The organism is Verrucomicrobium sp. BvORR106 (assembly GCF_000739655.1).
Lineage (GTDB): Bacteria > Verrucomicrobiota > Verrucomicrobiia > Verrucomicrobiales > Verrucomicrobiaceae > Verrucomicrobium.
In genome coordinates this window covers 1-26,504 of record NZ_BATR01000059.1, presented here as the reverse complement: position 1 = coordinate 26,504, position 26,504 = coordinate 1, and the positions used below count along the sequence as shown (strand labels likewise).

The window sequence follows — 26,504 nt, the reverse complement described above, 5'->3', positions numbered from 1 at the left end:
CAAGCTTCCTGATCATGAAAGTCCTCGCGCCCTTTGTGGCCCTGTTTGTCTTTATTTCCTCCACCCACGCCGCCGACAAGGCACGGCCCAACGTTCTGTTCATTGCGGTGGATGACCTGCGGCCCGAGTTCGGGGCGTACGGGAGCAAGATCGTGAAGTCGCCCAACCTCGACCGCCTGGCGGCCAGTGGGGTGACCTTCCAGCACGCCTATTGCCAACAGGCCGTCTGCTCCCCCTCGCGATCCAGCCTCCTCACCGGAGCCCGGCCGGACACGACACAAGTCTACGACCTGCAGCGCCACTTCCGCAAATCGCTGCCCGATGTGGTGACTCTGCCCCAGCACTTCAAAAATGAAGGCTACTTCGTCCAAGGCATGGGTAAGCTCTACCATGGAGAGCTGGACGATCCAGGCTCATGGAGCGTGCCGTGGACCAAGCCCAAACTGCCGCATGGCGTGTACGGACTGCCGGAAAACCAGGAACTGGGCAAGAAGCTGACCGCCCAAGCCAAAGCCGCGGGCAAAAAGCCCAATGCCGCCCGACGCGGCCCCGCCTTTGAAAGCTCCGATAGCCCGGACAATGCCTTCCACGATGGGGCCCTGGCCGACATGGCCGTGACCGCTCTGCGCGAAGCCTCGGCCAAGAATCAGCCCTTCTGGCTGGGCGTGGGTTTCATCCGTCCGCACCTTCCCTTTGTCGCGCCCAAGAAGTACTGGGATCTCTATGATCCGGCCCAGATCGAGCTGGCGCCCAATCCCCAACCCGCCAAGGATGCCCCGCCCTTTGCCGTGACCAACTTTGGCGAACTGCGCAACTACGCCGGGATCCCGCAGCAGGGCCCCATCCCTGACGCCCTGGCCCGCCAGCTCAAGCACGGCTACTATGCCGCCATCAGCTACATGGATGCCCAGGTCGGCAGGCTGCTGGACGAGCTAGACCGCCTGGGATTGAGAAACAACACCATCATTGTCCTCTGGGGTGACCACGGCTGGAAGCTGGGCGAGCACGGTTCCTGGTGCAAACACAGCACGGTGGAGAACGACACCAATGCGCCGCTGCTCGTCTCCGTCCCCGGCCTGAAGTCCGCAGGCCAGAAGAGCGCCGCCCTGGTGGAGTTCGTGGACATCTACCCCAGCCTGGCTGAACTCTGCGGCCTGCCGCTGCCCGCCCACCTGGAAGGCACCAGCTTCGTGCCAGTGCTCAATGAGCCCACCCGCGCCGGGAAGTCCGCCGCCTTCAGCCAGTATCCCCGTGGTGCCAAAGAAGCAGGCGTGGCCGTCATGGGCTACAGCATGCGCACCGAGAAGTATCGCCTCACCCGCTGGGTGGACCGCGCCGACGCCGCCAAGGTCGTGGCCGTGGAACTGTACGACCACCAGAACGATCCCCAGGAAAACCTCAACCTCGCCACCGACCCGTCCAAAGCGGAGCTGGTGAAACAACTCTCCGCCCAGGCAGAACAAGGCTGGCTGGCTGCAAAGCCGAAGAGATAGCGAATAAATTCATCTAACCACAGAGACACAGAGCTAAAACTTCAAACTTCAACGATCAAAATTCAAGCCTTGATCCCTCATAACTCTGTGAAACTCCGTGCCCTCTGTGGTTAATCTTCAACGCCACTCCCTCATTCCTCATTCCTCATTCATAATTCATAATTCATAATTTTTAACTAGAACTTCCCCGCCAGCATCTGACGCTTCTCCGCCGGCGTCATGCTGCTACGGAACTCCGTAGGAGACTGGTCCATCACCCGGCGGAAGCTGCGGTTGAATTGTGACAGAGACTGGAAGCCCACGTCATAGGCCACCTCGGTCACGCGGGACTGGGGCTTGATCAGCAGTTGCTTGGCCTTCTCCACGCGGGCGCGGTTTACATACTCCGTAAAGGTGAGTCCGGTGAAGCGCTTGAAGATCTTGCAGAAGTGGAACGGGCTCACCCCGGAATGGCGGGCCACTTCTTCCAGGCACAGCGGCTGCGCCAGGTGCTGGGTGATGTGCTGCCGCGCGCGACGAACGGCCGGGGGCTCATTGTCCGCGCACTGAAGAAAAAGGCGGTAGGCCAGGTCACCCAGTTGCGTGCTGAAGCACTGCACCATCGTCCGCAGTGCCTCCAGCCGGTTGGTGGGCAGAGCGGGCATGTCCTGAAACACCGCCTGGGCGCGGCGCACCGTCGCGGCATCGCAGCCATCGTCCAGCAGGGTGACGGCCACCTTGTCAAAGCTCGCGAACTCGCCGTCAGAAAGGCGCACGGGATCGAGCACGAGCTCGGCGAAGGACTGACCATTCACCTGCACTGGCACCTTCAGCACCACGGGGAAGGGCAGCTCATCAGGGGTCGCTTTCTGGTCCTGCTGCACAAGCTGCAGATCGAGATGACGTCCGGTGGCCACTGCAAAGGCCTCGCGGAATTTCAGGAACAGATCACTTTGGGCAAGTTGGGGAAGCAGGCTGGGGTGATTCAGAGGATGGTTCATGGTACGTCGGGCTGTTTGACGCTCCACGATCACCCATCCTGGGCCGGGGTAAATTCGTAGCCCCTACGGCTGGATGGGGCATGAAAATGGCAATCCGGGCGTAGAGGAATCCTCTATGCCTTGGCCTGCGTGTCCATCCAGCGCACCGCATAGCGCACCAGGGTGGCCCCGTCTGCCAGTTGCAGCTTCTCTTTGATGTTGGCCCGGTGGGCATCCACCGTGCGCACACTCACGTGCAACTGCTCGGCGATGTGCCGGGTGGCCCGCCCCTGGCCGATGAGTTGCAGCACCTCCAGCTCCCGATCCGTGAGACGATCCAGCGCAGAACTGGACACAGGCTTCCGGTGGCCCGCCATCATCTCCAGCATGAGGCTGGACATCTTCTCACTGAGATAAATGCCGCCTTCCAGCACCCGGCGTGCGGCCAGCACGAGCATGTCGGCCGCCGTTTCCTTCATCACATAACCCCGCGCCCCGGCACGCAGCACCCGCTCGGCATAGAGGGACTCATCATGCATGGAGAGCACCAGCATGAGCGTGCCCGGGTACATGGACTGCACGTCCTTGATGAACTCCAGGCCATGCTTGTCCGGCAGGGTCAGATCCGCCACCACGAGGTCGGGCTTCAAGGAGCCAACCAGGGCCAGACCTTCCGACGCGCTGCCGCCTTCACCACACACCTCCAGATCCGTCTCTGCGCGGATGAGCTGGGCCAGCCCATGGCGCATGATCGGATGGTCATCCACCAGCAGGACGCGTTTTTTGTTTTTCTTCATGACTGAGAATGAGACTCCGGCATGGGCACCTCGCACTGCACGACCGTGCCGCCATAGACATCCGGGCCGACGTGGAGCTGACCTCCCAGCATCTTCGCCCGATGCCCCATGGTGTACAGCCCCATGCCTGTGCCCTTGCGCGGGGAGTGATCCGGGATGCCGATGCCGTTGTCCCGGATGGTGAGTTGCAGCATGCCGTGATGCAGGGCCAGGCCGATCTCCACCCGGGTGGCGTGACTGTGCTTGATGGCATTGCCCACCGCCTCCTGAGCAATGCGGTAGAGCTGCGTGGCGGTCTTGTTTTCGTAAAGGTGCACGGGCGGATCACAGCGGAAGCGGCAGGACACGCGGAAGATCCGCTCCGTGCCGGCCACGAGCTCATTAAGCGCGGCCATGAGCCCTTCCGAATCCAATACCACAGGCACCAGCCCGCGGGACATCTCCCGCGCCCGCGTGTTGGCGTTGGTGATGAGTTTCACGATCTCCGCCACATTGGCAGACTCCCCATTTCGAGTCGATTCCAGGCGCTGCAGCACCACCTTGGCCAGGCAACCGATGGCGGCTAGCTGCTGGCACAGGTCATCATGCAGATCCTGCCCGATGCGGTGCTGCGCCTCCTCGCTGATGCCCAGGATCTGCTGCTCCAGCTCCTTGCGGTCGGTGATGTCGCGGATGATTCCGGCGAAGATCCGCCCTCGCGGCAGCTTCACCTCCCCCACGGAGAGGTCCATGGGGAAGACGGTGCCGTCTTTGCGCTGGGCCAGCGTCTCGCGGCCAATGCCGATGATCTTGCGCTCACCTGTGCGAAGGTAGTTTCCCAAATACCCGTCATGCTGCTCGCGATACGGGCTGGGCATGAGCATGCTCACGTTCTGCCCGATCATCTCCTCTTTCGCATAACCAAACATCCGCACAGTGGCGGAGTTCACGGACTCGATGATGCCGCGCTCGTTGATGGTGATGATGGCATTGACCGCCGTCTCCACGATGGCGCGGTTGCGCTCCTCACTGAGGTGGAGCGCCTCGCGCACCTCCTCCAGTTCACGCAGATGCTGCTCATCGTTCTGAGGCGGGTGACCGTTCATGTTTTCTCCGGCCACCACCCTCGCCGAGGATCGGATGCCCTTCAAGTGTTGCGAAGCGCGGGCCGGGGACTTCATGCCATGGGGACCGTGGCCGGCGGGAGCACTGTCGTCGCGGCGATCGGGGAAACAAAGCCGTCGGGTTTCACCGCCAGAATGGAGCACGGGGCATGCGTCACCACCTTCACAGCGGTGGTACCCATGAAGAAGGTGCGCAGGTCCGTCTTGCCCCGTGTACCCACCACCACGAGATCCGTGTGCGTTTCCTTGATATGCTCCACAATGGCCTCGCGGATGTTCACCCGCTCCAGCACGATGTTGCGAGCCGTGAGGTTTTCACTGGTGCGCAGCAGGGGCTGCACGAAGTCATCCAGATCCTTCTTCCAGGTATCCCCCACCGCAGTGTCCGCCACCGGCAGCGGCGGCACGAAGCCACCGTAGTCCAGCGAGAGGGCCAGCGCGCTCTGATAGACGAAGAGGCAGTCCAGCTTGCTGTGATCCCGCTCCGCGATCCAGCGGGCGCTGCGCACTGCTTTGGCGGAAGTTTCAGAAAGGTCCACACAGGCCAGCACTTGTTTGAAGGGTCCGTCCAGATGGGTGCGCACGAGCAGCACATCTGCCGGGGCCTTCCGCAGGCACTTGGATGCCACCGTGCCTACTTGGTTGGGGCCATGCTCCGTGCCTCGCGAGCCGAGTATGAGCAGATCAGCGCCCAGCTCCAGGCACGCTGCCCCGAGCACCGCAATGGGTTGCCCCACTTCCAGACGGGTCTGCACCATCTCGGTGCCGATCTCTGCATGCGTCATGAAGGCCTGCACCCGCTCGTTCATGTCGGCGAAGAGCTGCTCATCGTTGAAGTTATGGGCCTCCTTGATGGCTCCCGCCAGGGTGGGATCCATCACATGCACCGCCGTCAGCGGCGTGTCATGAGAGGAGGCAATGCGAACTGCCGTCCTCAGCGCTGCCCGACAGGCGGGCGAAAAATCGATGCCGACGAGGATGTGACGATACGTTTTCATGGCCGTGGTGGGGTACTTTCCCCCTATTATCATATCGGAAGTGGACCCACCCCGCGACGCATCGTTTGCTCCATTTCCCTCCGTTCTTGCGTCCGATTTCTCACAAATACCCCGGAACGCCCTCGGAACGTGGCCCCAACCACCCCCAGCGTGACCAGGGAGCTCAGCGGCATGAGCACCGCCGCCAGCAGCGGACTCATCCATCCTGCCAGCGAAAGGGCGACCGCCACGGCGTTGTAAGCCAGGGCAAAGGCCAGCACCCTCCGCACGGCCCGGGAACGCACCCCCGCCATCTGAAGGAGTTCCGGCATGAACCGGAGGCAGTTCCCCAAGAAGTAGAAGTCCGCGCGATGCTCCAGGAAATTCCGTCCCGTCACCGGGCTGCCCGCACACAGCGCCGCCTCCAGAGCCAGCACGTCGTTGGCACCATCTCCCAGATACAGCGTGTCCTCCTGGTTCATCTGCTCCACGCGCGCCGCCTTGCCCTCCGGCGTCATCTCCGCCTGCCAGTGCGTCACCGGGATGTGCAACTGCCCGGCCACTGCCGCGACCTTGGCCTCCCGATCCCCGCTCAGCAGGTACAGCTTGCAACCGCGATCTCGCAACGCCTCACATGCCTCCACGGATTCAGGCCGCAGGGAGTCCGTGAAACGGAAACCTGCCAGCAGGACGCCATCGCAAGTGAACCACGCATCCGCAGGCTGCGTCGCCACCTCCACCTCCACTTCCACCCACCCTGGACGCCCCAGCGCCCACACCCGCCCGTCCAGGCCGGTCCAGCGCAGCCCCTGGCCCGCTATTTCCTCGATGCCCGTGGCATCGGCCGTCTCACCGGGGGCGGCATCCGGCCCCAGCGCATCAAAGAGACTGCGGCTCACCGGGTGCAGGTTGCTGGAAACAATCTTCCGCAGGGCCTTCCGGGCCTCGGGCGTCATCCCCGTCACCTCCGCGGGATTGGCCAGCACGGGGTTCTCCATGGTGAGGGTGCCCGTCTTGTCGAAGACCACCTTGTGCACCTTCAACAGCCGGGCCCACAGGCTGCCTGCCCGCACAAAGACGCCCAGTCGCGCCATGCGTGACGCCGCCAGGTCATCAGCAAACGGCACCGCCACCCCCAGCGCACAAGGGCAGGAAACGACGAAGACAGAGATCATAACCTGCAGGGCCGTCACCACCCCGTGCCCGGAGAGCCACCACGCCCCAGCCCCGATCACTCCCAGCGCCAGCACCACGGTAAGGTACCCGGCCAGGAACCGGCTGGAAACGGCGCGAGATCCCTCCTGCCCCGTGGCTGCGTTCAACCGGCAGAGCAGAGATTCCTTCCAAGTCTCGGTGGCCCGCATTTCCACCGACCCCAGTCCGATATTGACCGCCCCGGACGGCACTGCCTGCCCGGCGCAGCGATCCACGGCGGCGCTTTCCCCATTGATCCACTCCAGGCTCAGAGAACCCTTCGTCGAGGTCAAGACACCGCCCACCGGGCAGATGCTGCCGGAAGGGATGAGCAGGGTGTCCCCCACCGCCAGATCTTGCAGTGCCGTGCGTCTCTCCAGCCCCTCCGGCCCCACCACCCGCACCCAGCCGGGCACGGCGCTCGCCGCCAGGAGGCGACGGCGGTTGCGCTCCACCATGCCCTGCTGGAGCCAGCGCCCTGACAGCATGAGGAAGACAAACACGCCCACGAAGTCGAAGTACTTGAGCCCGGCCTCTCCCGCGAGCCAGCCCGCCATGGAGCCCAGCCAGGCCAGCGCGATGCCGAGGGCAATGGGGGTGTCCATGTGCAGGATGCCCTGCCGCAGGGAGTTCACACTGCGCTCCATGAAATAACTTCCGCCCACCAGGACGGAGAGCGTGGCGGAGCAGGCGGCAATGATGTCAAACCAGGAGGCAAAGAGGAAGTCCTGTCGCATGCCCAGGTAGCCCGGGAGGGAGAAGGCCATCGCGTTCATGGCAAAGGCACCGCACAGCCCCACCCGGCGGCCAAATCCAGCCGACTGCACTGAGCTGTTTCCTTGATCCCCGGCCGGGCCCACCAGATACCCAAACTGCTGGAGCCGCCTCGCGTAGGCGGGCAGATCCCACTCCCCGGCCTGCCACTCCACATGCGCTTCACCCCGGGCCACGTGCACATCCAGATGCATCGCCCCCGGCTCGCTGTGAAAGACCTTTTCCATGAGCCAAACACAGCCCACGCACGTGAGTCCCTGCACAGCCAGATCCAGGCGCGCCGTGCCACCGGGTCCAGCGGCGGCCTCAGCTGCTGCCACCTGCTCCTGCAGCCATTCGTCATCGCGGGCCCGCAGTGCCTCCGGCGCGACCGGTGACAACGCGGTGCTGCCGCGCAATTCATAGAACTTGCCCAGCCCCTCCGTCACCAGCAGCTCATGCACATAAGCACACCCAGCGCAGCAGAAGCGGGCATCCAGCGCCTGGGGTGGCACGGGTGTACCACAGTGCTGGCAGGTGGGGGCAGTGTCATGTTTCATGGTCACAGGGGGAGGACGAGGATGGAGATTCCATTCAATGACAGCAGCTCACCTCCGCCGCCCCGGTGAGCGTGTCGCGGAGCCGCCACACCATCACCAGCGTGGCACACAGGGCCAGACCGCGCTGGAGGCGGTGCATCTGCACCGGGGTGAGCCGGAGGTTCAACAACCGCAACTGTGACTGCGCCAGCAAAAGGAGCGGCAGAGTGCCCAGGCCAAAGGCAGCGGCAAACTCCGCCCCGCGCAGGGCGGAACCATTCGCCAGTGCCAGGCCAAACATGAGATACAGCGGCCCGCACGGCAGCAGTGGGGTGGCCATGCCCAGCAGGGATGCGCGGGCCAATCCGCCCCGGTTGGCGGCCCAGGCGCGCACACGGGCCATGGGACGCGTCAGGAACAGAGGCTTGGGCAGCCAGCGCTCCAGCCCCAGGGCCACGAAGGCAAACATGGCCACCATGAGCCACGGCACCAGCAGCCCCGGTCCATGCTGGAACAAGCGCACCGGCAGTGTGCCCACCGCTCCGGCGATCGCTCCCACCAGGGCATAGGAAACAAGCTTGCAGGCGTGATACGCCGCTGTGTTGCGCAGGAAACTCGACGACGCTCCGCCCCGCCCGGTGGCCCAGGCACAGGCAAGCGGACCGCACATGCCCACACAGTGCAGACTGGTCACCAGACCTGCCACGAAGGCACCTGCCGTGGTGTCAATGCTGGTCATGGACGACGGGGGACAACGGCACACTCTGCGGCGCGTGGCGCACCGCCACAACGATCAGGCCCGTCCACATGGTCACCAGCAGCACAAAGGCCGCCACCACCAGCAGCCAGGGCCTAGCGGAGATAGTTTTGCGGATTGAGATATTCATCGTTTTGCAGTCGGGGATCTGGCCCGAGAAATTCCAACTCCCGCGCCACCTGCGTCCGGCCGTCTGGCTCGGTAGAGACGGAGAGCTGCGTCTTGATGGGCCCGTGGAACTGGTCCTTCGGCAGGGTCAGCACCACGGTCTTCACCACCTCGCCGAGTGCGGGCACCTGCACCGCGTCAGCGGCATCGGTCAGACGCAGTCCCTCCGGCGCATCTGGTGCCAGGGCCACCCGGTAAACCGCGGGCTGGGGCCGCTTGTTCACGAGCCGCAGTTGAAACTGGTTCCGGATCTCCCCGTTGTTCACGAAGTATGGGGCTCCAGTCAGCCGGTTCAATGAAACACCCACCGGCTTCACCGCCAGCAGGGAGAGGCTGCACACGACCATCCCACAGGCCAGGAGCAGCCCGTAGAGCACGGTGCGCGGCCGCACCCACTTCGTGCGGTCGCCTTTGAAGGCCGCCAGAGAGTCGTGCCGGATGAGGCCAGGCTTGCGCCCCACCTTGCTCATGATGTCATCACACGCGTCCACACAGGCGGCGCAGCCAATGCACTCCAGCTGCAGGCCGTTGCGAATGTCGATGCCCGTGGGGCACACCTGCACACAGCGGCGGCAGTTGATGCAATCGCCCGCGCCTGGCGTGTTCACCTTGCCCCGCGGCTCACCCCTCGTCTTGTCATAACCCACGTTGACCGTGTGGTCATCGGTGAGGGCCGACTGGAGACGCCCATAGGGACAGAGGATGATGCAGAACTGTTCCCGGAACCAGCTGAAGGCGAAGTACAACGAGGCCGTGAGAAACGCCACCACGCCAAAGGCCAGCCAGTGCTGCGAAGGCGGCCCCTGCATCATGGCATAGAGCTGGCGCAGCGAGACGAAGTAGGACAGGAACACATGGGCGATGAAGGCGGAGAGCAACAGGTAGATGCCGTGCTTGAACACCCGGCGCAGCGCCTTGCCCACGGTCAGGGGGGCCGCTTCCAGCCTCCTCCGGGCCGGGCCGTCCCCATCGATCCAGCGCTCCACGCGACGATAAACGTGCTCCAGAAACACGGTGTAGGGGCAGGTCCATCCGCACCAGACCCGGCCCATGACCGCCGAGACATAAAAGAGGGAGAAAGCCACTCCGGTGACGAGGAAAAACCCCAGCCACAGATCCTCCGCCGCCAGCACAAAACCCAGGATGTGAAAGCGCCGGTGGGCCACATCCAGGAACACCGCCGGGCTGCCATTGATGGGGATCCAGGGCAGCAGAACGTACACCGCCAGCAGCACCACCGCCGTGACCCGACGCCAGAAGGTGTACCGCCCCCGCACATCCGCCGGCTGCACCGTGCGCCGGGATCCATCCGGGGCAATGGTGGTGACGCTGATGAGGTTGGGCAGGGATCGGCTCATGTTGTTTCAGTTATCCCCACCAATCATTGGGCACCTGTGGCCGGTGCTGGAGTTGCGGTCATCCAGGAAGGCTTGTCATTGGGGTCCACCTTGAAGGTTTCGCCCTCTTGGTGATGGCTCAGCACATAGGCCAACACCTCCAGCACCCGGGGCAGGCCCAGTTGCGGCTCCCAGGCGGGCATGCCCTTGGACACGTCGGGCGATCCCTTGCGGATGACCTTCAGAATCTCCGTGGGCTGGCCGCCGTGTTTCCACACCTTGTCCGCCAGCGAGAGCCCCGGCAGCCCGGGACCACCTGCCAGAGTGGGGCCATGGCAGGCCATGCAACTGGCAGTGTAGGTGGCCTTGCCCGACTCAATCGCCTTGGTATCCTTCGCCATCGCCCAGAGCTTGGCGTCATCCAGGGACTCCAGTTGTTTCAACCGGGCCGCATCGATCTGCGCCATGGCGGCGTGCATGCGCTCCTCATCCGTGGGGATGAGCTGGAACTGGTAGTAGGCCAGCCAGTAGATGACGAAGAACGCAATCGCGATGTAGAAGGTGAAGAGCCACCAGTTTGGCAGCTTCTGGTCGTACTCCTGAATCCCGTCGTAAACGTGCGGCCGGAGTTCAGGCGTGTTTTCCTCAGTGGGCTTGGACATGGGCTTCAGTGCGGGTGCTGATGAGTGTGGGGATGGGCAGGAGAGGCCTCATGCGAGTGACCGCCCTCTTTGCGACGACACCCCGGGCAGCGGCGGCAGGTATCGGAACAACCCGCCCCGTTCTCCTCCTGCCTTGCCAGTGGCAGCTCGACTGCCAACGCCGTGGATGGCGTGAGCAGGGGCTCATCCAGCGGCAGCGCCGCCATGTGGGCCACCACCTCCTTCCGCGCCAGCAGGGCCCGGATGAAGGCGACGATGAAAACGGCGAACGTCAGGATAAAGGCAATAACCGGAACGAGGTCATGCCAGTGCTCATGAATGATGCGGCGGAACATGGGAGGAGGCGGTGGTTAGTTGGGCTGGCTGTTCTGCGGCGCGGTCTGGGCCGTGCGATGCTTGTCCGGCAGGGCCGGCACCACGGGGAAGGGCTTCTCATTCCACGGAGTCTCGGCAGGGCGCTCCTCTGGAGCCTCGAACTGGCCCACCTTCTGTAGGTAGGCAATGAGCGCCACCATCTGGGAATCCGGCAGGGCAAAGGCGCCCGCCTTCTTGAGGTCTGCCGATATGGCGATGCCCTGCTCAATGGCCTGCTGCTGGATCTCATCCCGGCTCATCGCAGGATAGGGCACCCCCAGGCGCTGCTGCACGGCGATCTTGGCCGGCAGGCCCTTGATGTCGGTCTTCTTGTCCAGCATCCAGGCGTAGTTGGGCATGTTGGAGCCAGGGCTCACGGCACGCGGATCCTTCATGTGGTTGTAGTGCCACACATTGGGGTACTTGCCGCCGATGCGGGCCAGATCCGGGCCGGTGCGCTTGCTGCCCCACTGGAAGGGGTAGTCATAGATGCTCTCGCCCAGGCGGGAGTAGTCGCCGTAGCGCAGCACGTCCGGCACCATGGTGCGGATCATCTGCGAGTGGCAGTTGTAGCAGCCCTCGCTCACATAGAGGTCACGGCCCGCCAGCTCCAGCGGCGTGTAGGGCTTCTGAATGCGGTCCTCCACATTCTTCGCCCGGTTCACCGTCACGGTGGGCAGGATCTGGATGACCCCGCCGATGGCGACGGCCACCAGGGTGAGCACGCTGAAGGGCAGGTAATTTTCCAGCAGGCGGTCATACCAGTACCCCCAGGACTTGCCCGCCGCCTGGAAGCGCTGCACGCCCAGCCAGCAGAGGATGACGCCGCTGATCAGCGCCGCCAGGTTGGCATAGCTGGGGAGGAAGAACCACGCACACATGAAGGCCAGGCCCACCACGGTGAAGATGACCGGGTCGTTGTTCACCACCTCCTTCCAGCTCATGCGATCCTGGTTGGAGGAAACTTCCACATGCACCTCGCGGGTCTCCACCACGGGACGGCCGCTCCTGATGGTGCGCCACAGGTTATATACCATGATGAGGAATCCGGTGAGGTAGAACACCCCGCCCAGCACGCGCAGCAACATGAGGGGGCGGATGGCGTTGAGCGTCTCCACAAAGTTCGGATAGGCCAGCACCGTGCCGCCATCCGTGGTGGCGTTCAGCATGAGCCCCTGCATCACGCCTGAGACCCACATGGAAGCCACGTAGAAGAGGATGCCCACGAGCCCGATCCAGAAGTGGAAGTTGGCCAGGGCCACGGAGTGCAGTTTGGTGCCCCAGAGACGCGGTGCCATCCAGTAGAAGAGACCTGCCGCCATGAAGCCGTTCCAGCCCAAAGTACCGCTGTGCACGTGCCCGATGGTCCAGTCTGAGTAGTGGGACAGGGAGTTGACCACGCGGATGGAAAGCAGCGGCCCCTCAAAGGTGGCCATGCCGTAGAAGGTGATGGCGGCCACGAAGAACTTGATCACTGGATCGGTGCGCAGCTTGTCCCACGCTCCGCGGAGCGTGAGCAGGCCGTTGAGCATCCCGCCCCACGACGGTGCCCACAGCATGAGGCTGAAAAGCATGCCCAGCATCTGCAGCCAGTGCGGCAGGGAGGTATTGAGCAAATGGTGCGGCCCCGCCCAGATGTAAATGAAGACCAGCGACCAGAAGTGGATGATGCTCAGCCGGTACGAGTACACCGGCCGCTCTGCCGCCTTCGGCAGGAAATAATACATGATGCCCAGAATGGGTGTGGTGAGGAAGAAGGCGACCGCATTGTGCCCATACCACCACTGCACCAGACCATCCTGCACCCCGGCAAACACGGGATAGGCATGCGTCCATGACGTTGGGATCTGCAGGTGGTTGACGACATACAGCATCGTCACCGTGATGATGGTGGCGATGTAAAACCACAGCGCCACATAGAGAGACGGCTCATTGCGCCGCTTCAGCGTCCAAAAGAAGTTGATGGCAAACACCACCCAGATGAGCGCCACGGCGATGTTGATGGGCCAGATGAGCTCCGCGTACTCCTTGCTGCGCGAGTAGCCCAGCGGCAGCGTGATCGCCGCTGCCAGGATGATGAGCTGCCAGCCCCAGAAGTGAATGCGCGAGAGCAGATCAGATGCCGTGCGCGTCTTGCACAAGCGCTGCGTGGAGTAGTAGATGCCAGCGAACATCATGTTCCCCACAAAGGCAAAGATCGCGGCATTCGTATGCAGCGGGCGCAACCGGCCAAAGGTGAGCCACGGCACATCGAAGTTCATCTGCCAGTAGTTGAGCTGCGAGGCCACCACCACCCCCACGAGGAGGGCCACCGCCCCCCAGATGACGGAGGCCAGCATGAAATGGCGCACGGTGCGGTCTTCGTACTCGATAACGACGGTCTTGGTGGGGGCGTTCATGATGAAGGGAAAGAGGCAGAGTTAGGCCGGGTCAGATCATTCAACTGCGGGCCGGAGGACGGGTTCGAGATGCGGGCGCACGGCGCGCAGCGCCGGAATCATCGAGTGGCATCAGCGCATCCTGCTCCACACTGCGGCGGGAGGACCGGTGGCTGCCGAGGAAGAGCACCACAAAGAACACCGCCAGCAGCAGACTGAGAAAGAGGGTGACGGCGAGCACTTCCATGTGCCCCATGATCCGCCAGCGACCAGTCAGTCGCTCCGCGCATCTTGGCCAAGCCCTCCCGCATCTTGCTTCCCGTGGGTTTCCCACTGGTAATATCCCCGATGTACAGTAAGGGTTCCCCATGAGAACAGCCGTCTTCAGCAGCAAGAGCTACGACGAGGAATTTTTCACCCTGGCCAATGTGGACCAGGCCCACGAGTTCACCTTTCTGGCCGCCCGGCTCGATGAGACCACCGTGGATCTCGCCCGGGATCACCAGGCGGTGTGTGTCTTCGTGAATGACGTGGTGAACCGCGCCGTGCTAGACCGCCTGGCAGCCCACGGGGTGAAGCACATCGCCCTGCGCTGTGCGGGCTACAACAACGTGGACCTGAAACACGCCAAGTCCCTGGGCTTCTCCATCGTGCGGGTGCCCGCCTACTCGCCCCACGCCGTGGCCGAACATGCCGTGGCCATGCTGCTCGCGCTCAACCGGCATCTGCACAAGGCCTATAACCGCGTGCGCGAAGGCAACTTTGAGCTGCGCGGCCTCCTGGGATTCGACCTCCATGGCAAAACCGTCACCGTGGTCGGCACCGGCAAGATCGGAGCCATCTTCGCCACCATCATGCGCGGCTTTGGCTGCCGCATCCTGGCCGTGGACATGTACCGCAACCCGGATGTGGAGAAGCTGGGGGCCACCTACCTCTCCCTGGAGGAAGCCCTGCCCCAGAGCGAGGTCGTGAGCCTGCACTGCCCTTTGACTCCTGAAACCCGCCATCTCATCGACGAGGACAAGCTCCCCCTCCTCAAGCCGGGCATGCTCCTCGTCAACACCGGTCGCGGTGCCCTCGTGGACACCCCCGCCCTCATCGAGGGCCTCAAGCGCGGCATCATCGGCGGCCTCGCCCTCGATGTGTACGAGGAAGAGGAAAAACTCTTCTTCACCGACCACTCCGGCGAAGTCATCACCGACGACGTCTTCATGCGCCTCACCACCTTCCCCAACGTCCTCATCACCGGCCACCAAGCCTTCTTCACCCACGAAGCCCTCATGGGCATCGCCACCACCACCCTCGGCAACCTCACCGCCCTGGAGCGCGACGGCGTGTGCGCGAATGCAGTTTAAAAGTTCTCAGTTCGTAGTTCTTGGTGCTTGGTTGGAGGGGACGCGGCTCCTCCAAGGAGCGGCGGTTTGTGCTTCAAGCACAACCGCCGGGCGCAAACCGATGGCGAGAGCAAAGTCTCAGAAAGTAGTGGTGGGCTTCAGCCTGCCTCAGAAGGACCAAAGGTCCGGCCTCATGCCAGCCTTGGGCAACGCCCAAGGTTTGACCACCCCAATACGATTGAGGGCTGAAAGCCCGGCCTCATCAAGCCCTCACGGCGGTGGCATCCGACACTGTCCCTTGATCAAACTACGGGGCACCCAACTCACGCTCGATATTCTCAAGCGCCGACCGTTGTTCATCAGTGATGGGCCTGCCCAAAAAGGAACTCAACAGCTCTACCATCTGTTCCAGCCTTGATGTCTTTGCCTCGACGCCAATCCTCGATTCCGTCGCCGCCACTTTAGAGCCATCGGTAATCACGAAAATCGGCCTGACGGCAGGATCTTCACCATCCCAGCTCGAAAAGAGCACGACCAACAGCAATTGCCTGTCTGAAGATCCAGCCAGGGAATAAAGACCGTTCGGACGCAGATAAATATCCTGGGTCGGACGAACATCCAACGCCCAAAGTTTCTGCTTTCCTTTTACAAGGCTAACTCCGTTTTTTTCCCTGATCCAGGAACGCCCTCTCGAACATAGACCAATTCCAGCCTATCTTTGTTAACCTCAATCGTAAACTGAGCCCGCGAGATGTCAGGCTGCGACAACTGTGCGCCCGCCACGCCGACCAGAGCCAACCACACCAGAACAATGATTCTGTAGTTCATGGGCGCCATCGTCCAACCTTTGTTGGCATCTTGCAAGGACCTGTCCCAACATCACATACCCCTGAAAACGGCTCCCCATTCAAACAAGACATCGCTCTCCGGAACCCGGAGGGTTCACCATGCATAGCCATGGGTCGGCCGAGCGAAGCGAGGACTACCCATGGTCGCAACCAGCCCACCGACTACCACGGAGTGGTAGGCCCATCGCGACCGCCAAACCCACAACGTTCGCTATCCCCCGACCTCCTCAAGCGTCTCCCCCATTGCCTGTCTGGCGGGCCTTCAACGCCATACCGAAGGCACCCGAGAGGGCAATACGGCAGGACAGGCTATCAAAAAGCTGCCTGCGATGTCGAACTCAGTCCGAAGCTGATCCCTGCAGGAGATCTGTAGCACAGCCCAACGTTAGACGAGCCCTAAGCGAGTCAACGTTGGGTGCCTCCGCAGAGGATGATCAGGCGGGAAGGCCGGCAGCATCCGCTTTCTCCCCACCGCCATCAACACCTCCAAGTCAGCCTCCCCTTATTCCTTGGCCAGAATACGACAAGACAGTCTCTTGCGAAAGAACCTGCATCCCCCGCCCCACGTTGAAACTCAGGTCTTACGTCTTGTGTCTTGCAGTCTTGTGTCTCCCGCGCAGCGGGCCATGCCGAAGGCATCCCAGAAGGTAGCCGGAGGTTGCGGGAGCTTGGCGACCGCCACCTCTGGACGCATCTATAAAAAACACCGACCCCGAAGGGGTCGTAGCCGCACCTTCACCTCGCCCGTACCCATTCCCAACCCACCCCAAACCCGCGTCGCTCAACTTTCCCCGTAACCCCCTCCGCCAGACGGCGAGAGTCTAGGTGCGAGCCCTTCACCCTGCCCTGCCCTCCGCCATGTTCACCCCCTCCGCAACCTCCAACCGCGTCCCAAGTCAGGGGGCCACCCCAATCGCCCCTCATGACAAAAACATGCAGGAGCTCAGGGATCACATCGGAAAACGCAGCGTCGGAGGAAGGTTCGTTGCCTGGGTGAAAAACAAGGACGGCCTCTCGCAGAAAGAACAGCACTACCACAACCTTTTTCAAAAGGACCTCAAAGCCAAGCTGGGCAGCGACGAGGCGGTGAAGGTGCTCTTCCAGGAATTGAACTTCTCCACCACCAAACCGCTCAGCGCGCGGGAGATGGACGTGGTCATGTCCAGGGCCGATGAGTATGTCACTGCCCAGCAGGACTACCTCAGCAAGTTCAAACCCTCGGCAGACAACGTCAAGCTGAGCCCGTCGGCCCTCGCGCTTCGCACCAGCCTGCAGGACAAGTTTCAGGGCAGCGCTTTCGAGAACCGCATGGCGGCTGGCTACATCGTCAAGGCTCTCAATTTGAAGCCCGACCAAGAGGTGACCCAGGCCCATATCGACCTGGCCCACAAGCTGGTTCAAAAATACGAAGCTTGCCGAGGCACTCCGCTTCACAAAGAACTCACCAGTCCAGACTGCAAGTTCCCCGAATACTTTGGGACCACGTTCAAGCGCGTCATCGCCAATGGCTGGGATCCCCGCGCCGACCTCATGTCCACGGAAGAACTCATCGCGCTGCACGCCTACACCCAGAGCGACTACGTGCAGATCAACGAGGAGCTCCGCGGTAAGCGCACCCCTTTGACCTCCTTCACCCGGACCATCACCGACCTCGCGGTTCAGGGCATGAACAAGCTGCCGGTGTACGAAGGTTGGACGATCCGCGGGACCAACCTGCCCCTGCTCAAAGATCTGGCCTGCGTGCCGGGGGCCACGGTTTCGGACGAGGGCTTCACCAGCACCTCCGCCGGCAAGCGGTTCCCTGGAACCCACCAGTTCATGATCAAAAGCCCTGGTGGTCGGGACGTCAGCTTTCTCTCCAATCAACCTGATGAACTGGAGATCCTCTACCCGCCAAACCACACCTTCAAGGTGGTCGGGCGGATCGGAGAGATCGATCACTCCATGTCGATCGACACGGGCAATGACGCCCAGAAAGCCAGCGTAGGATCGGCTTGGATCACGCTGGAATAGAAAATTTGCCTGGCGCTTTTCAACCGTCCATCTTTCCACCACCCGCCATGAACATCACCGCCCCCAGCACCCCTCCCCCTCCCCTCACGCCCGAGGAGGAAGCTCTGGTCGAAGAATCAAAGAAATTCTGGGAGTCCATGAAGGATCGCCCCCTCGTCTCCAAGGAGCTCCAACAAAGGGCCGCTGACGAGCCCACCGACTTGACTCCCCATGACCATGACGATCAGGGCCGCGCTGACGATGCCGATGACGCCCCGCTCCTCTAGAGCCTCGACTCCGCTCGCGCTTTCGTCTCCATGAACAACGCCACCGCCGTCACCACCCGTGCCACTGACTTTGGCACGACGACCGGTGCCCCACCCGATGATCGCATCCAGGGCCTGCGCGATCATCTGGGGAAGCGCAGCATCGGAGGGCGTTTCGTCGCCTGGGTGAAGAACAAGGGTGGCATCTCCCCCAAGGAGGCACACTACCAGAAAGTCCTGGCCCAGGCGCTCAAAGACAAGCTGGGCAGTGCTGAAGCCGTGCAAAAGGTCTTCGACGAACTGGACATCTCAACAAGCAAACCACTGAGCGCCCGCAAGCTTGACCGCATCATCAACAAAGCGGACCGGATGCTTCAGAAGTTGGAAACAGATTACCAGCAGCAAGTCGATCCCGGCGTGACGTTCAGTGATTCTGCCCTGGCCCTTCGGACCAGCATTAGGAATCAACTCAAGGGAGGCGCTGAGGAAAACGCCATCGCCGCCCACGAGATCCTCCGAGCGCTCAATCTGAAAGAGAACGAAGAGGTGTCGCCAGAGCACATGGCCCTGGCGCAGAAGCTGGTCCAGAAATACGAGGATTGCCGCAATACCGCCCTCTACAAGGAACTCATGAGTCCGGAGACCAAGTTCCCGGAATACTTCGGCTCCACGTTCAAACGCATCATCGCCAACGGCTGGGATCCCCGTGCGGACCGCCTTTCCACGGAGGAACTCATCGCCCTGCACACCTACACGCAGAGCGACTACGTGAAGATCAACGATGAGCTTCGCGGCAAGCGCCCGATGACCACCTTCACCCGGACCATCACTGATCTGGCCGTTCAAGGAATGAACAAACTGCCTGAGTACGACGGGCGAGTGCTACGCGGCACCAATCTCCCCCTCGGCAAAGACAAAGCCTGCGTGCGCGGAGCTACCATTGTAGACGCCGGCTTCACCAGCACCTCCGCCGGCGGCCCCTTCCCTGGAACCCACCAGTTCGTCATCAAAAGCAAGGGCGGACGCGACATCAGCTTCCTCTCCAAACACCCGCAGGAAAAAGAGATCCTGTTCCCGCCCAACCACCAATTCAAGGTGATCGATCGCAGTGGCGTAGTGGACTACAATTTCCAGGTCAACGACGACAGCCCACCCGCGACCCCAGATGTGAGTTCCGCGCTGATCATGCTGGAATAGCGGCACTGTAGTTTCCTTCACCTCGCGGCACCTCAGCCTCGCATACCTGGCACGACACTGCCATTCCAGCCTGTATATGCGCATACCGGGATGCGCCTACTCCCCAGCCCGCGCAGCGGGCCATGCCGAAGGCATCCCAGAAGGTAGCCGGAGGTCGCGGGAGCGTAGCGACCGCCACCTCCGGTTGACTCAAAAAGACCCATCGACCCCGAAGGGGTCGCAGCATTTGCCTGCTTCACTATGTCTCCAAACAGGACGAAGCTTCATCCTTCGCAGCGACTGAAGCGCTTCAAGCAAATCCTCACGCGGACTTGCCGACTCCTCAAAGATCCACAGCTGCACTCCCTTCACGGGGTGATTCAAATAAGACACCAATGCAAACTTTGCCCCCGATTGCAGCTCTACAATTGCCACATCACATTCGTCAAGCTGGTCCTCGGTTCGCTCAAACTGGATTCCATAGGCCATCTCAAATTCCGAGGCTGCATTTTCAAAAGCCACCACGGCTTTTGCCAACCCCCGCGGCCACTTGAAGATCGGTATTTGCTTGAAATCGCTCATTTGATTCTTGCCTCACTATTGTTGGTTCGGTTGGAACGTAAGCAAGCTCACCATCAACGCTAACCGCAAGGACGAAATACGACAGGACAGGCTATCTAGATTGCTCCCCCTCCCCTCTCATTGAGACTCAGGTCTTATGTCTTGTGTCTTGCAGTCTTGTATATCCCGCGTAGCGGGCCATGCCGAAGGCATCCCAGAAGGTAGCCGGAGGTCGCGGGAGCTTGGCGACCGCCACCTCCGGTCGGCCCCAAAATGCCCACCGACCCCGAAGCGGGTCGCAGAAATCGGCAACTGATGACACGCAGCCCAAACTCGCCTTCGCATCCTGAAGCGCTCATCAAGGTTTGTCGCCCGACCCTATTTTCCCGCTGTACGAACAAACAAGAAGCAGAAGCCCCAAAGAAGCCCCAGGAATGAGCAACTCCCATGTGACATCAACCCAATGTCCAAACAGGTAGATCGCGTCTTTTTCACTGGGGAAGAGATAAAGATACAAGGCGACGATGCATCCTGCTGCCAGCATTGAACCGCCCACAAATCGAAGGCATCTTCGGATATTCATGTCAGGCAACAGTTGGATTCCTCTGACGATCTGCCCATCATCGTGGCACTCCAATCATAGCCCGTCTTCCAGCGCTGCGCTACGCCGAAGGCATCCCAGAAGGTCGCGGAGGTCGCGGGAGCTTGGGGACCGCCACTCTTTGGCATACCCAGTCTCCTCGCGATTCCCTACTGCGGAGCAAATCGAATGGACACCGTCCTGAATCCCAAGTCCACCACCATATTGGATCGGCTCTCGTAAAGAAAAGGCACCTGGACGTGCTGCTTGCAAACAAGCCTCAACTGGCCATGCACGATGATCTCATCCTTGGTGCGCTTCTTGATAACCCAGCCGCCTCCAACCACACTTGTCACTTTGGGGCCATCAGAGCTTTCTGCAAAATGGCGAATGATGGCAGCCTCGACGGCAGCCTGCAGATCGGCATCAAACAACGGACGCCATCCAGAACGCACGGTGATGTCACTGACCGCAAGACTCTGCGTGGAACTCACTGCGCAATCTGACAGGACCAGGCAAACGAAAATGGCCAGCGCCTGTAGTAGGACTGATTTGAACTTCATAGGCTTGTCCTTGATTCCGCTCTTACAAACGCAGCCTCTCCCTTCTTTTTCTCGAAGCTGCCTGGAAATTTAGCGGCTCCTTGTGAACCTGTCACCAAAAACTCGGACGCAGGTTGTCACCGATGGTCTCAAGCCGTGGTCTCCAATAGGATCTTACATGCATCCGATCATCCACCCATCGCCATCACGTCTCACATCCCCCCCACCCGTAGCGCCCTAAACGTGAACATCCTGCAAAACTCCCGCCTCTCATCGGCCGCGCGCCTGACACGGGCTGCTGTGGGTGGTCACGCTTTTGAGCTTGGTACAGGGCTCAAGCTTGTCATGAGCTGCCGAAATGAATCGGCGATTTTGACGGGTCCCTCGGGGGCGCGAACTGCTTCTTCGCGGTCAAAGTAGAAGATGCAGCCCCGATCATCGCCTCGTGTCGAGAGAAATATTCCTGACCCTCCCGCATCACGACCGATTCTCAGATAGCCCCGGCTAAATGCATCTTCCCAATCGGTTGACTTACACTTGCGATCAAGGTCATAGGGCTGATCGTCGTGCAGGGAATAGAGCTGCTGTAGTCCGACGCCAAGCTGCGACACCGTTTCGTAGACTTGGGGCACAGAGGTCCCGCCATTGCAGGCCAGCATGAATCGACGATAGTCATCTGGCAAAGATACCCCATGTCTTGTTTCGAACTCATTCAAGTCCTGCTCCGTAATGCATTTGCCCACGAATTGAAAATCAATGCTCATGCTTTTCCACTCAACACTGTAGGTGAACTATAGCTGTGATCAATTCCTTCACTGCTGCCCGAAAGTAGCGAAATACTGCAGGACAGGCTCTCTAAATTGCCCCCCTGCCGCTCATCGAGACTCAGGTCTTAGGTCTTGAGTCTCCCGCGAGCGGGCCATGCCGAAGGCATCCCAGAATGTAGCCGGAGGTCGCGGGAGCTTGGCGACCGCCACCTCCGGTCACCCCCAAAACACCCACCGACCCCGAAGGGGTCGCAGCAATCGTCGACTTCACGACGCGCCCAATGGTGACACTCCCCAATACCCGATTATCTTCTAGAACCTTCCTCTCCACCGCAATCACGTCTCACACCACCCCCACCCGTGGCGCACGAAACGTGAACAACCCGGCAAAACTCCCGCCCTTCATGGCCCTCGCCCCTTGCTTCCGACGTGGATCAATTTGCCGACGATTCACCTCAAAGAACGAATCCACAAACGACCTCCTCCCCAAGGCCACCCCAGCAGAGAAATAGGTCACCCGATGACGCAACGTCTCGGCCAAGGTGAGCTTGCCACCTTGGCTTCGCACCTGCTCCACCGACTCGCGCTTCACCCCTCTGCGCAACACCTTGCTATCCACACCCTCTCCACTGCGAACCTCCTCCCCTTGGCCGAAAAGCCAGACGCGATAGTCCGCCAACACCTTCGCCTGCGAAGGCGTCCGCCGAACGGCTTGGTGTTTCCCATGTTGCCGATGATCCCGTGTGACCGTGTACAAAGCAGACAACGCTTTGCGCCCGCCCGCCACCGCCTCGGCATAGCTGCACCAACGGTAATCTTTGGGATCATTCACCATCCCTGCACGAACGGGATTAAGATCAATGTAGGCACTCATCACTGACAGCGCGGCTTGCTCCCCTTCCAGCAGAACACTGGTAAAGCGCTGCTCCCACAAAGTGCCCTTGCGGTTCTCCCGCTTGTTGAACCAGAGGCTGAAGCGCTGCTTCAGCTCTTTCATAAACTGGCTCACATCCCACATGCGCACCAAGTACTTCTCCTTGAGCTCATCCGCCGCCTGAACATGCCCCTGCGAGCGGAACGTCTCCAGCGCCTCCTTGATTGCCCTCACCGCTGGCTTGGAGTAGATCAACGCCACCTGCTTCAACAGCCAAGCATCCGAATACACCTGCCCTTCAGGCCGTTTCTGCACCTCCACCATGATATGGAAGTGGTTGGACATCACACAGTACGAAAGAACTCGAACCTGGCAAAAGGACTCGTAAGCCCGCATGAGTCGCACAAACTGCTCCCGCTCCTCGTCCAGAAACGCAAAGCGTCGGTCCACCACCCTGGAAATGCAGTGGTAATAGGCAACCGGTGCCAGATCATTTGCAAAAAATCGAGGGGACGCCATCCCACCCTATCGATCCGGCATGACAAAACGTCAACGGCTTTCTTGCAAATAGCCTGTCTATTTGTTTCCATCTGCGCAATACCTTGCTATCCACACTCTCTCCACTACGAACCTCCTCCCCTTGGCCGAAAAGCCAGACTCGATAGTCCGCCAACACCTTCGCCTGCGAAGGTGTCCGCCGAACGGCTTGGTGTTTCTCATGTTGCCGATGATCCCCTGTGACAGTGTGCAGCGCAGACAACGCTTTGCGCCCGCCCGCCACTGCCTCGGCATAGCTGCACCAACGGTAATCTTTGGGGTCACTCACCATTCCCGCCCGCACGGGATTAAGATCAATGTAGGCACTCATCACTGACAGCGCGGCTTGCTCCCCTTCCAGCAGGACACTGGTAAAGCGCTGCTCCCACAAAGTGCCCTTGCGGTTCTCCCGCTTGTTGAACCAGAGGCTGAAGCGCTGCTTCAGCTCCTTCATAAACTGGCTCACATCCCACATGCGCGCCAAGTACTTCTCCTTGAACTCCTCAGCGGCCTGATCGTGCCCCTGCTTGCGGAACATCTCCAATGCTTCTTTGATCATCCTCACCGCTGGCTTGGAATAGATGAACGCCACTTGCTTCAACACCCACTCATCCGAATAAGCCCCGTCTTCCGGCCGCTTCTGAACCTCCACCATGATATGGAAGTGGTTGGACATGACACAGTACGAAAGAACTCTAGCCTGGCAAAAGGACTCGTAAGCCCGCATGAGTCGCACAAACTGCTCCCTTTCCTCGTCCAGAAACGCAAAGCGTCGATCCACCACCCTGGAAATGCAGTGGTAATAGGCAACTGGCGCCAGATCATTGGCAAAAAAGCGAGGGGACGCCATCCCACCCTATCAAGCCAGCATGACAAAACGTCAACGGCTTTCTTCACAAATAGCCTGTCTATTTGTACTGCTTGTTCTCTTCGCGCAGAGCCTTCACTTCTTCGGTGAGCTGGACTTCCAAAGGCGTCATGGATCAATGACGCGATGTTAGCACCCAGAACCGCAAAAGGCCACCTTAAAGATGACCTGTTGATGGTAAAATTTCAGTCCCGCTGATACCATGGGCGCATCCTGGCACCCTTCAAATCGATCCCGTCTGTCAGCAGGGCCAGAGCCTCCGGAGTCAGTTGCATTTTCGCACTCTGGATCTCGCTGCTCCTGGGCCAGGAGAAGGTGCCCTGCTCCAGCCGCTTGGTCATCAGCCAAAGTCCGGTGGTGTCAAAGTAGAGCACTTTGAGCCGGGTATGCCGCTTGTTGCTAAAGACAAAGAGCGCCCCGCTGCGCAGATCCTCCTTGAGCTTCTCCGCCACCAAGCCCGTGAGACCTTCAAAACCCTTGCGCATATCACAAGGTTCCAGGGCCACGAAGACCTTCAAACTGCCGGTAAAGCTAAGCATGGGCGGGCGAGGGCTTTGAGCAGTTCACACGCCAGAGGCACCTGCCCGGCGTGATGGAGTTCCAGCTTGACACCTGCGGCCAACTCTATGATCACGGGGTGCCGGGGCGAAGGCGCAGCCACGACGGCCTCGGCAAAGCGGGGGCGATCCGCTGCTGGCGAGAGTCGAGGCTCGGTACCCTGGCGTTGCTGGTGCACCCACCCCATGAATGTTTGGTAGTGCACGCCGACCATGGCCGCAAATCGAGCCCCGCTCAGACCGCTGCGCGCAAACTCGGCCAGAAGTTCCTCTCGTCGTGCCGCCGGGGTACGCACGCGCCCCCGCCTGTCTTGTTTCAATACCAATGACGTCGTATTCATAGACGTCATACTTTTACAGACCTCGACGTCTCTGACGCCACTACGATCCGATGGCGCTATCGGTGACGCTTACGACGCACTCCGCCATCCCCCACCCAAACGGTGGCATCGCAGGCTACCTTTACGCGGACTTCACCAGCCGCCACGTCCATGGCGACATCCGTCACCTTCCAAGGCTGGCTCAAGCCCAGCAGCCGCTCATAAAACTCTGTGTCCTGCATGAGGTGCAATCTACTCACCCAAACAAAAAATCCCACACTCTCTCACGAAGAACCCAACAAAGAATGCGACTTAACTCAGTGCCATTCTAGCCCATCTATTTGCACTTCCGATTCCCGTGAGGCACCCAGAATCGCGCTTACCCCTCGGAACCACCCCTCAAATGCTCTAAAAGCTTCATATAATCAGCATCATCTCCCGCAGGGTCAAATCCCAATATTTGTGTAGCTGTCACGAAGAGATAGCAAGCTTCATTCATGCAAACCATCCATCTAAACGGATGCTCTCGAATCAACTCTTGTACTCCAAGAACTATCCCCGGTTCCATATAGCGCTCGCAGGTAAACGACACTTCAGCAAACCGAGAGCAATTGAGACCTTCATATATTTGAAATTCGTCACGAGAGAAATGTTGAACGAAAAATTGCTCCAGGTTTTCCACCAGAAGCCAAAACTCATCAGAAATTTCCTCCACCCTCAGAGGGCGGTTGAAACTGCGTTCGGAATACAAGGCATCAAATTGATCCAAAGACAAGTCTGTCATACTCAATATATTGGATAGTTACTCTAATCGATTCGCCATATCCCTCCATCAGCCCAGTATGAGCCTTTCCCATACCGTTGCGCAACCATTTCTTGCCTCAGTTCAGAGTGCAAGTCCCTTAAGGCCTCCTCTCGTTCGGAGGTATAGTATGGGCTAAAGGTACCAAACAAGTTATGTGCAACCCTCCCAAAATATCCCGGATTCTTATCCGGTGGAAGTAAATCGCCCGCCAATTGAGCAGCCACAAGATCAATCTGTCCCGCAGGCGACTCGAAGTAGACTTGTTTGGCCATTGCATTCACGTCCAGTATAGGAGCTAACACAGCAATACATGCTGTTGCACCTCTCATTCCTACACGAGTCGATGCGCGGATGCGCTTGGTCAAACTTTTTGAGAATGGTTGCCCTTTCGAGATGCGGTTGCTGGCTTCAGCAAATGGCGACGCCTTTGCAATCGTCGCTTGCGACTCAGTCCGACTGACCGAATCAAACCACTTGATGTACGCATCGTTCGAATTGGTGACTGTACGCTTTATCAGCTCCGAGGCTCGCAATTCTGCCTCTGCAGCAGTTAGGCTTTGGCCTCGCGTGGGATCTAGCCCATCCTTTTTCATGCTAGCGATGACACCAGGCAGAGCTTCGTCCACGAGCTCGGTGTAGTATGGATGACCTGCATTACCATGAGGATGAGCGCTCTTCAACCTCATCAAGTCAACTTGCTTTGCAACAGCACCGTTAATTCCCGCTTTCTCCATCGAACTTACCGGGATTTGATGAAGTTTGTCATCGCTCATTGGCACTCCGTCTACATATCGCCCCGCCAACCCCTCCGGATCAAAACTCGTCCAAGGATTCTGCCGCACGTACGCATACACATTGGGGCCATCCACGAACCCCGCCGGGTCGCGGCTCAGCCACACGCCGGTCTCGATATCCCGGTAGCGGAACCCTTCGTTGAGCAACCCGGTCGGATCTTCCTCCTTGGTGTTGGCCCGCTGCCGGTCCAGGTTGGTCCCCGTTTCCACCG

The 26,504-nt window shown here is 60.4% G+C and carries 27 protein-coding genes and 2 pseudogenes; 5 read left to right on the top strand and 24 right to left on the bottom strand.

Annotated features, from left to right (window positions below):
• Positions 1–14 precede the first annotated feature (14 nt).
• Entirely contained in the window at positions 15–1,493 is a 1,479-nt protein-coding gene (locus BV106_RS09385; RefSeq protein WP_038163782.1) for a sulfatase, read from the top strand.
• Positions 1,494–1,669: 176 nt separating this feature from the next.
• Here BV106_RS09385 and BV106_RS35320 read toward each other — a convergent pair whose 3' ends face one another.
• The 12 genes from BV106_RS35320 to BV106_RS09330 form a co-directional block, all read right to left on the bottom strand.
• A complete protein-coding gene (locus BV106_RS35320; protein WP_265595486.1) occupies positions 1,670–2,473 on the bottom strand; it encodes an AraC family transcriptional regulator in 804 nt (267 codons plus the stop codon).
• A gap of 113 nt (positions 2,474–2,586) precedes the next feature.
• The gene (locus tag BV106_RS09375; RefSeq protein WP_038163780.1) at positions 2,587–3,249 is read right to left on the bottom strand and encodes a response regulator transcription factor; all 663 of its coding nucleotides are present in this window, start codon (positions 3,247–3,249) and stop codon (positions 2,587–2,589) included.
• Positions 3,246–4,409 carry a PAS domain S-box protein gene (locus tag BV106_RS09370; protein WP_051945505.1) on the bottom strand — a complete coding sequence of 388 codons (1,164 nt, stop codon included), beginning with the start codon at positions 4,407–4,409 and terminating at the stop codon, positions 3,246–3,248. The genes BV106_RS09375 and BV106_RS09370 overlap by 4 nt, the downstream gene beginning before the upstream one ends.
• Positions 4,406–5,350 carry a universal stress protein gene (locus tag BV106_RS09365; RefSeq protein ID WP_265595485.1) on the bottom strand — a complete coding sequence of 315 codons (945 nt, stop codon included), beginning with the start codon at positions 5,348–5,350 and terminating at the stop codon, positions 4,406–4,408. The genes BV106_RS09370 and BV106_RS09365 overlap by 4 nt, the downstream gene beginning before the upstream one ends.
• Before the next feature lie 29 nt (positions 5,351–5,379).
• Complete coding sequence (locus BV106_RS09360) at positions 5,380–7,836, bottom strand: heavy metal translocating P-type ATPase metal-binding domain-containing protein (RefSeq protein ID WP_051945504.1); 2,457 nt, start codon at positions 7,834–7,836, stop codon at positions 5,380–5,382.
• 34 nt (positions 7,837–7,870) lie between these two features.
• Positions 7,871–8,554, bottom strand: a complete 684-nt coding sequence (locus BV106_RS09355; RefSeq protein WP_038163777.1) for a sulfite exporter TauE/SafE family protein — start codon at positions 8,552–8,554, stop codon at positions 7,871–7,873.
• Positions 8,541–8,702 (bottom strand): hypothetical protein, encoded by a 162-nt coding sequence (locus tag BV106_RS38235; protein ID WP_157210724.1) that lies wholly within the window; start codon positions 8,700–8,702, stop codon positions 8,541–8,543. Before BV106_RS38235 ends, BV106_RS09355 begins: the two co-directional genes overlap by 14 nt.
• Positions 8,668–10,098, bottom strand: coding sequence for a cytochrome c oxidase accessory protein CcoG (gene ccoG / locus BV106_RS09350; protein WP_038163775.1), 1,431 nt, complete (start codon positions 10,096–10,098; stop codon positions 8,668–8,670). The genes BV106_RS38235 and ccoG overlap by 35 nt, the downstream gene beginning before the upstream one ends.
• A gap of 23 nt (positions 10,099–10,121) precedes the next feature.
• Complete coding sequence (locus tag BV106_RS09345) at positions 10,122–10,739, bottom strand: cbb3-type cytochrome c oxidase N-terminal domain-containing protein (protein WP_051945502.1); 618 nt, start codon at positions 10,737–10,739, stop codon at positions 10,122–10,124.
• 5 nt (positions 10,740–10,744) lie between these two features.
• Entirely contained in the window at positions 10,745–11,074 is a 330-nt protein-coding gene (locus tag BV106_RS09340) for a hypothetical protein (RefSeq protein ID WP_038163773.1), read from the bottom strand.
• 15 nt (positions 11,075–11,089) lie between these two features.
• On the bottom strand, positions 11,090–13,492 hold the full coding sequence (ccoN, locus tag BV106_RS09335) for a cytochrome-c oxidase, cbb3-type subunit I (protein ID WP_038163771.1): 2,403 nt from the start codon (positions 13,490–13,492) through the stop codon (positions 11,090–11,092).
• Positions 13,493–13,532: 40 nt separating this feature from the next.
• Positions 13,533–13,718: a hypothetical protein gene (locus tag BV106_RS09330; protein WP_265595484.1), complete on the bottom strand. Its 186-nt coding sequence runs from the start codon at positions 13,716–13,718 to the stop codon at positions 13,533–13,535.
• Between the two features lie 121 nt (positions 13,719–13,839).
• Here BV106_RS09330 and BV106_RS09325 point away from each other — a divergent pair, with 121 nt between their 5' ends.
• Positions 13,840–14,826 (top strand): 2-hydroxyacid dehydrogenase, encoded by a 987-nt coding sequence (locus tag BV106_RS09325; protein ID WP_038163767.1) that lies wholly within the window; start codon positions 13,840–13,842, stop codon positions 14,824–14,826.
• Positions 14,827–15,112: 286 nt separating this feature from the next.
• On the opposite strand, the gene BV106_RS09320 is transcribed toward BV106_RS09325, so the two are convergent.
• Positions 15,113–15,427 carry a hypothetical protein gene (locus BV106_RS09320; protein WP_265595483.1) on the bottom strand — a complete coding sequence of 105 codons (315 nt, stop codon included), beginning with the start codon at positions 15,425–15,427 and terminating at the stop codon, positions 15,113–15,115.
• Positions 15,428–15,450: 23 nt separating this feature from the next.
• Positions 15,451–15,633, bottom strand: coding sequence for a hypothetical protein (locus BV106_RS09315; RefSeq protein ID WP_265595482.1), 183 nt, complete (start codon positions 15,631–15,633; stop codon positions 15,451–15,453).
• An 878-nt stretch (positions 15,634–16,511) separates the two neighbouring features.
• Between BV106_RS09315 and BV106_RS09310 the strand changes: the two genes are divergently transcribed.
• From BV106_RS09310 to BV106_RS09300, 3 genes are read left to right on the top strand one after another with little or no spacing between them, the layout of a single operon-like run.
• On the top strand, positions 16,512–17,666 hold the full coding sequence (locus BV106_RS09310) for an ADP-ribosyltransferase domain-containing protein (protein WP_038163761.1): 1,155 nt from the start codon (positions 16,512–16,514) through the stop codon (positions 17,664–17,666).
• A 47-nt stretch (positions 17,667–17,713) separates the two neighbouring features.
• On the top strand, positions 17,714–17,932 hold the full coding sequence (locus BV106_RS09305; RefSeq protein WP_038163759.1) for a hypothetical protein: 219 nt from the start codon (positions 17,714–17,716) through the stop codon (positions 17,930–17,932).
• A gap of 30 nt (positions 17,933–17,962) precedes the next feature.
• Positions 17,963–19,108, top strand: coding sequence for an ADP-ribosyltransferase domain-containing protein (locus BV106_RS09300; RefSeq protein WP_038163757.1), 1,146 nt, complete (start codon positions 17,963–17,965; stop codon positions 19,106–19,108).
• A 189-nt stretch (positions 19,109–19,297) separates the two neighbouring features.
• On the opposite strand, the gene BV106_RS09295 is transcribed toward BV106_RS09300, so the two are convergent.
• From BV106_RS09295 to BV106_RS09255, 10 genes and pseudogenes are all read right to left on the bottom strand, one after another.
• Positions 19,298–19,669, bottom strand: coding sequence for a hypothetical protein (locus BV106_RS09295; RefSeq protein WP_038163754.1), 372 nt, complete (start codon positions 19,667–19,669; stop codon positions 19,298–19,300).
• Positions 19,670–20,398: 729 nt separating this feature from the next.
• Positions 20,399–20,791 (bottom strand): hypothetical protein, encoded by a 393-nt coding sequence (locus BV106_RS09290; RefSeq protein WP_038163751.1) that lies wholly within the window; start codon positions 20,789–20,791, stop codon positions 20,399–20,401.
• Positions 20,792–21,078: 287 nt separating this feature from the next.
• Positions 21,079–21,534 (bottom strand): SMI1/KNR4 family protein, encoded by a 456-nt coding sequence (locus tag BV106_RS09285; RefSeq protein WP_038163749.1) that lies wholly within the window; start codon positions 21,532–21,534, stop codon positions 21,079–21,081.
• A 346-nt stretch (positions 21,535–21,880) separates the two neighbouring features.
• A complete protein-coding gene (locus BV106_RS09280) occupies positions 21,881–22,930 on the bottom strand; it encodes a transposase (protein ID WP_081891625.1) in 1,050 nt (349 codons plus the stop codon).
• Between the two features lie 73 nt (positions 22,931–23,003).
• Positions 23,004–23,798: pseudogene (locus BV106_RS09275) on the bottom strand (transposase); the annotation flags it as partial.
• A gap of 203 nt (positions 23,799–24,001) precedes the next feature.
• Positions 24,002–24,355 (bottom strand): IS66 family insertion sequence element accessory protein TnpB, encoded by a 354-nt coding sequence (gene tnpB, locus BV106_RS09270; protein WP_038163747.1) that lies wholly within the window; start codon positions 24,353–24,355, stop codon positions 24,002–24,004.
• Complete coding sequence (locus BV106_RS38230; RefSeq protein ID WP_265595481.1) at positions 24,331–24,714, bottom strand: hypothetical protein; 384 nt, start codon at positions 24,712–24,714, stop codon at positions 24,331–24,333. The genes tnpB and BV106_RS38230 overlap by 25 nt, the downstream gene beginning before the upstream one ends.
• Before the next feature lie 74 nt (positions 24,715–24,788).
• Positions 24,789–24,935: pseudogene (locus BV106_RS38225) on the bottom strand (ISL3 family transposase); the annotation flags it as partial.
• Between the two features lie 137 nt (positions 24,936–25,072).
• Positions 25,073–25,477: a hypothetical protein gene (locus BV106_RS09260; RefSeq protein ID WP_038163742.1), complete on the bottom strand. Its 405-nt coding sequence runs from the start codon at positions 25,475–25,477 to the stop codon at positions 25,073–25,075.
• A 23-nt stretch (positions 25,478–25,500) separates the two neighbouring features.
• Positions 25,501–26,504: RHS repeat-associated core domain-containing protein (locus tag BV106_RS09255; protein WP_038163739.1), on the bottom strand; the 1,004-nt coding region annotated here is incomplete at its 5' end.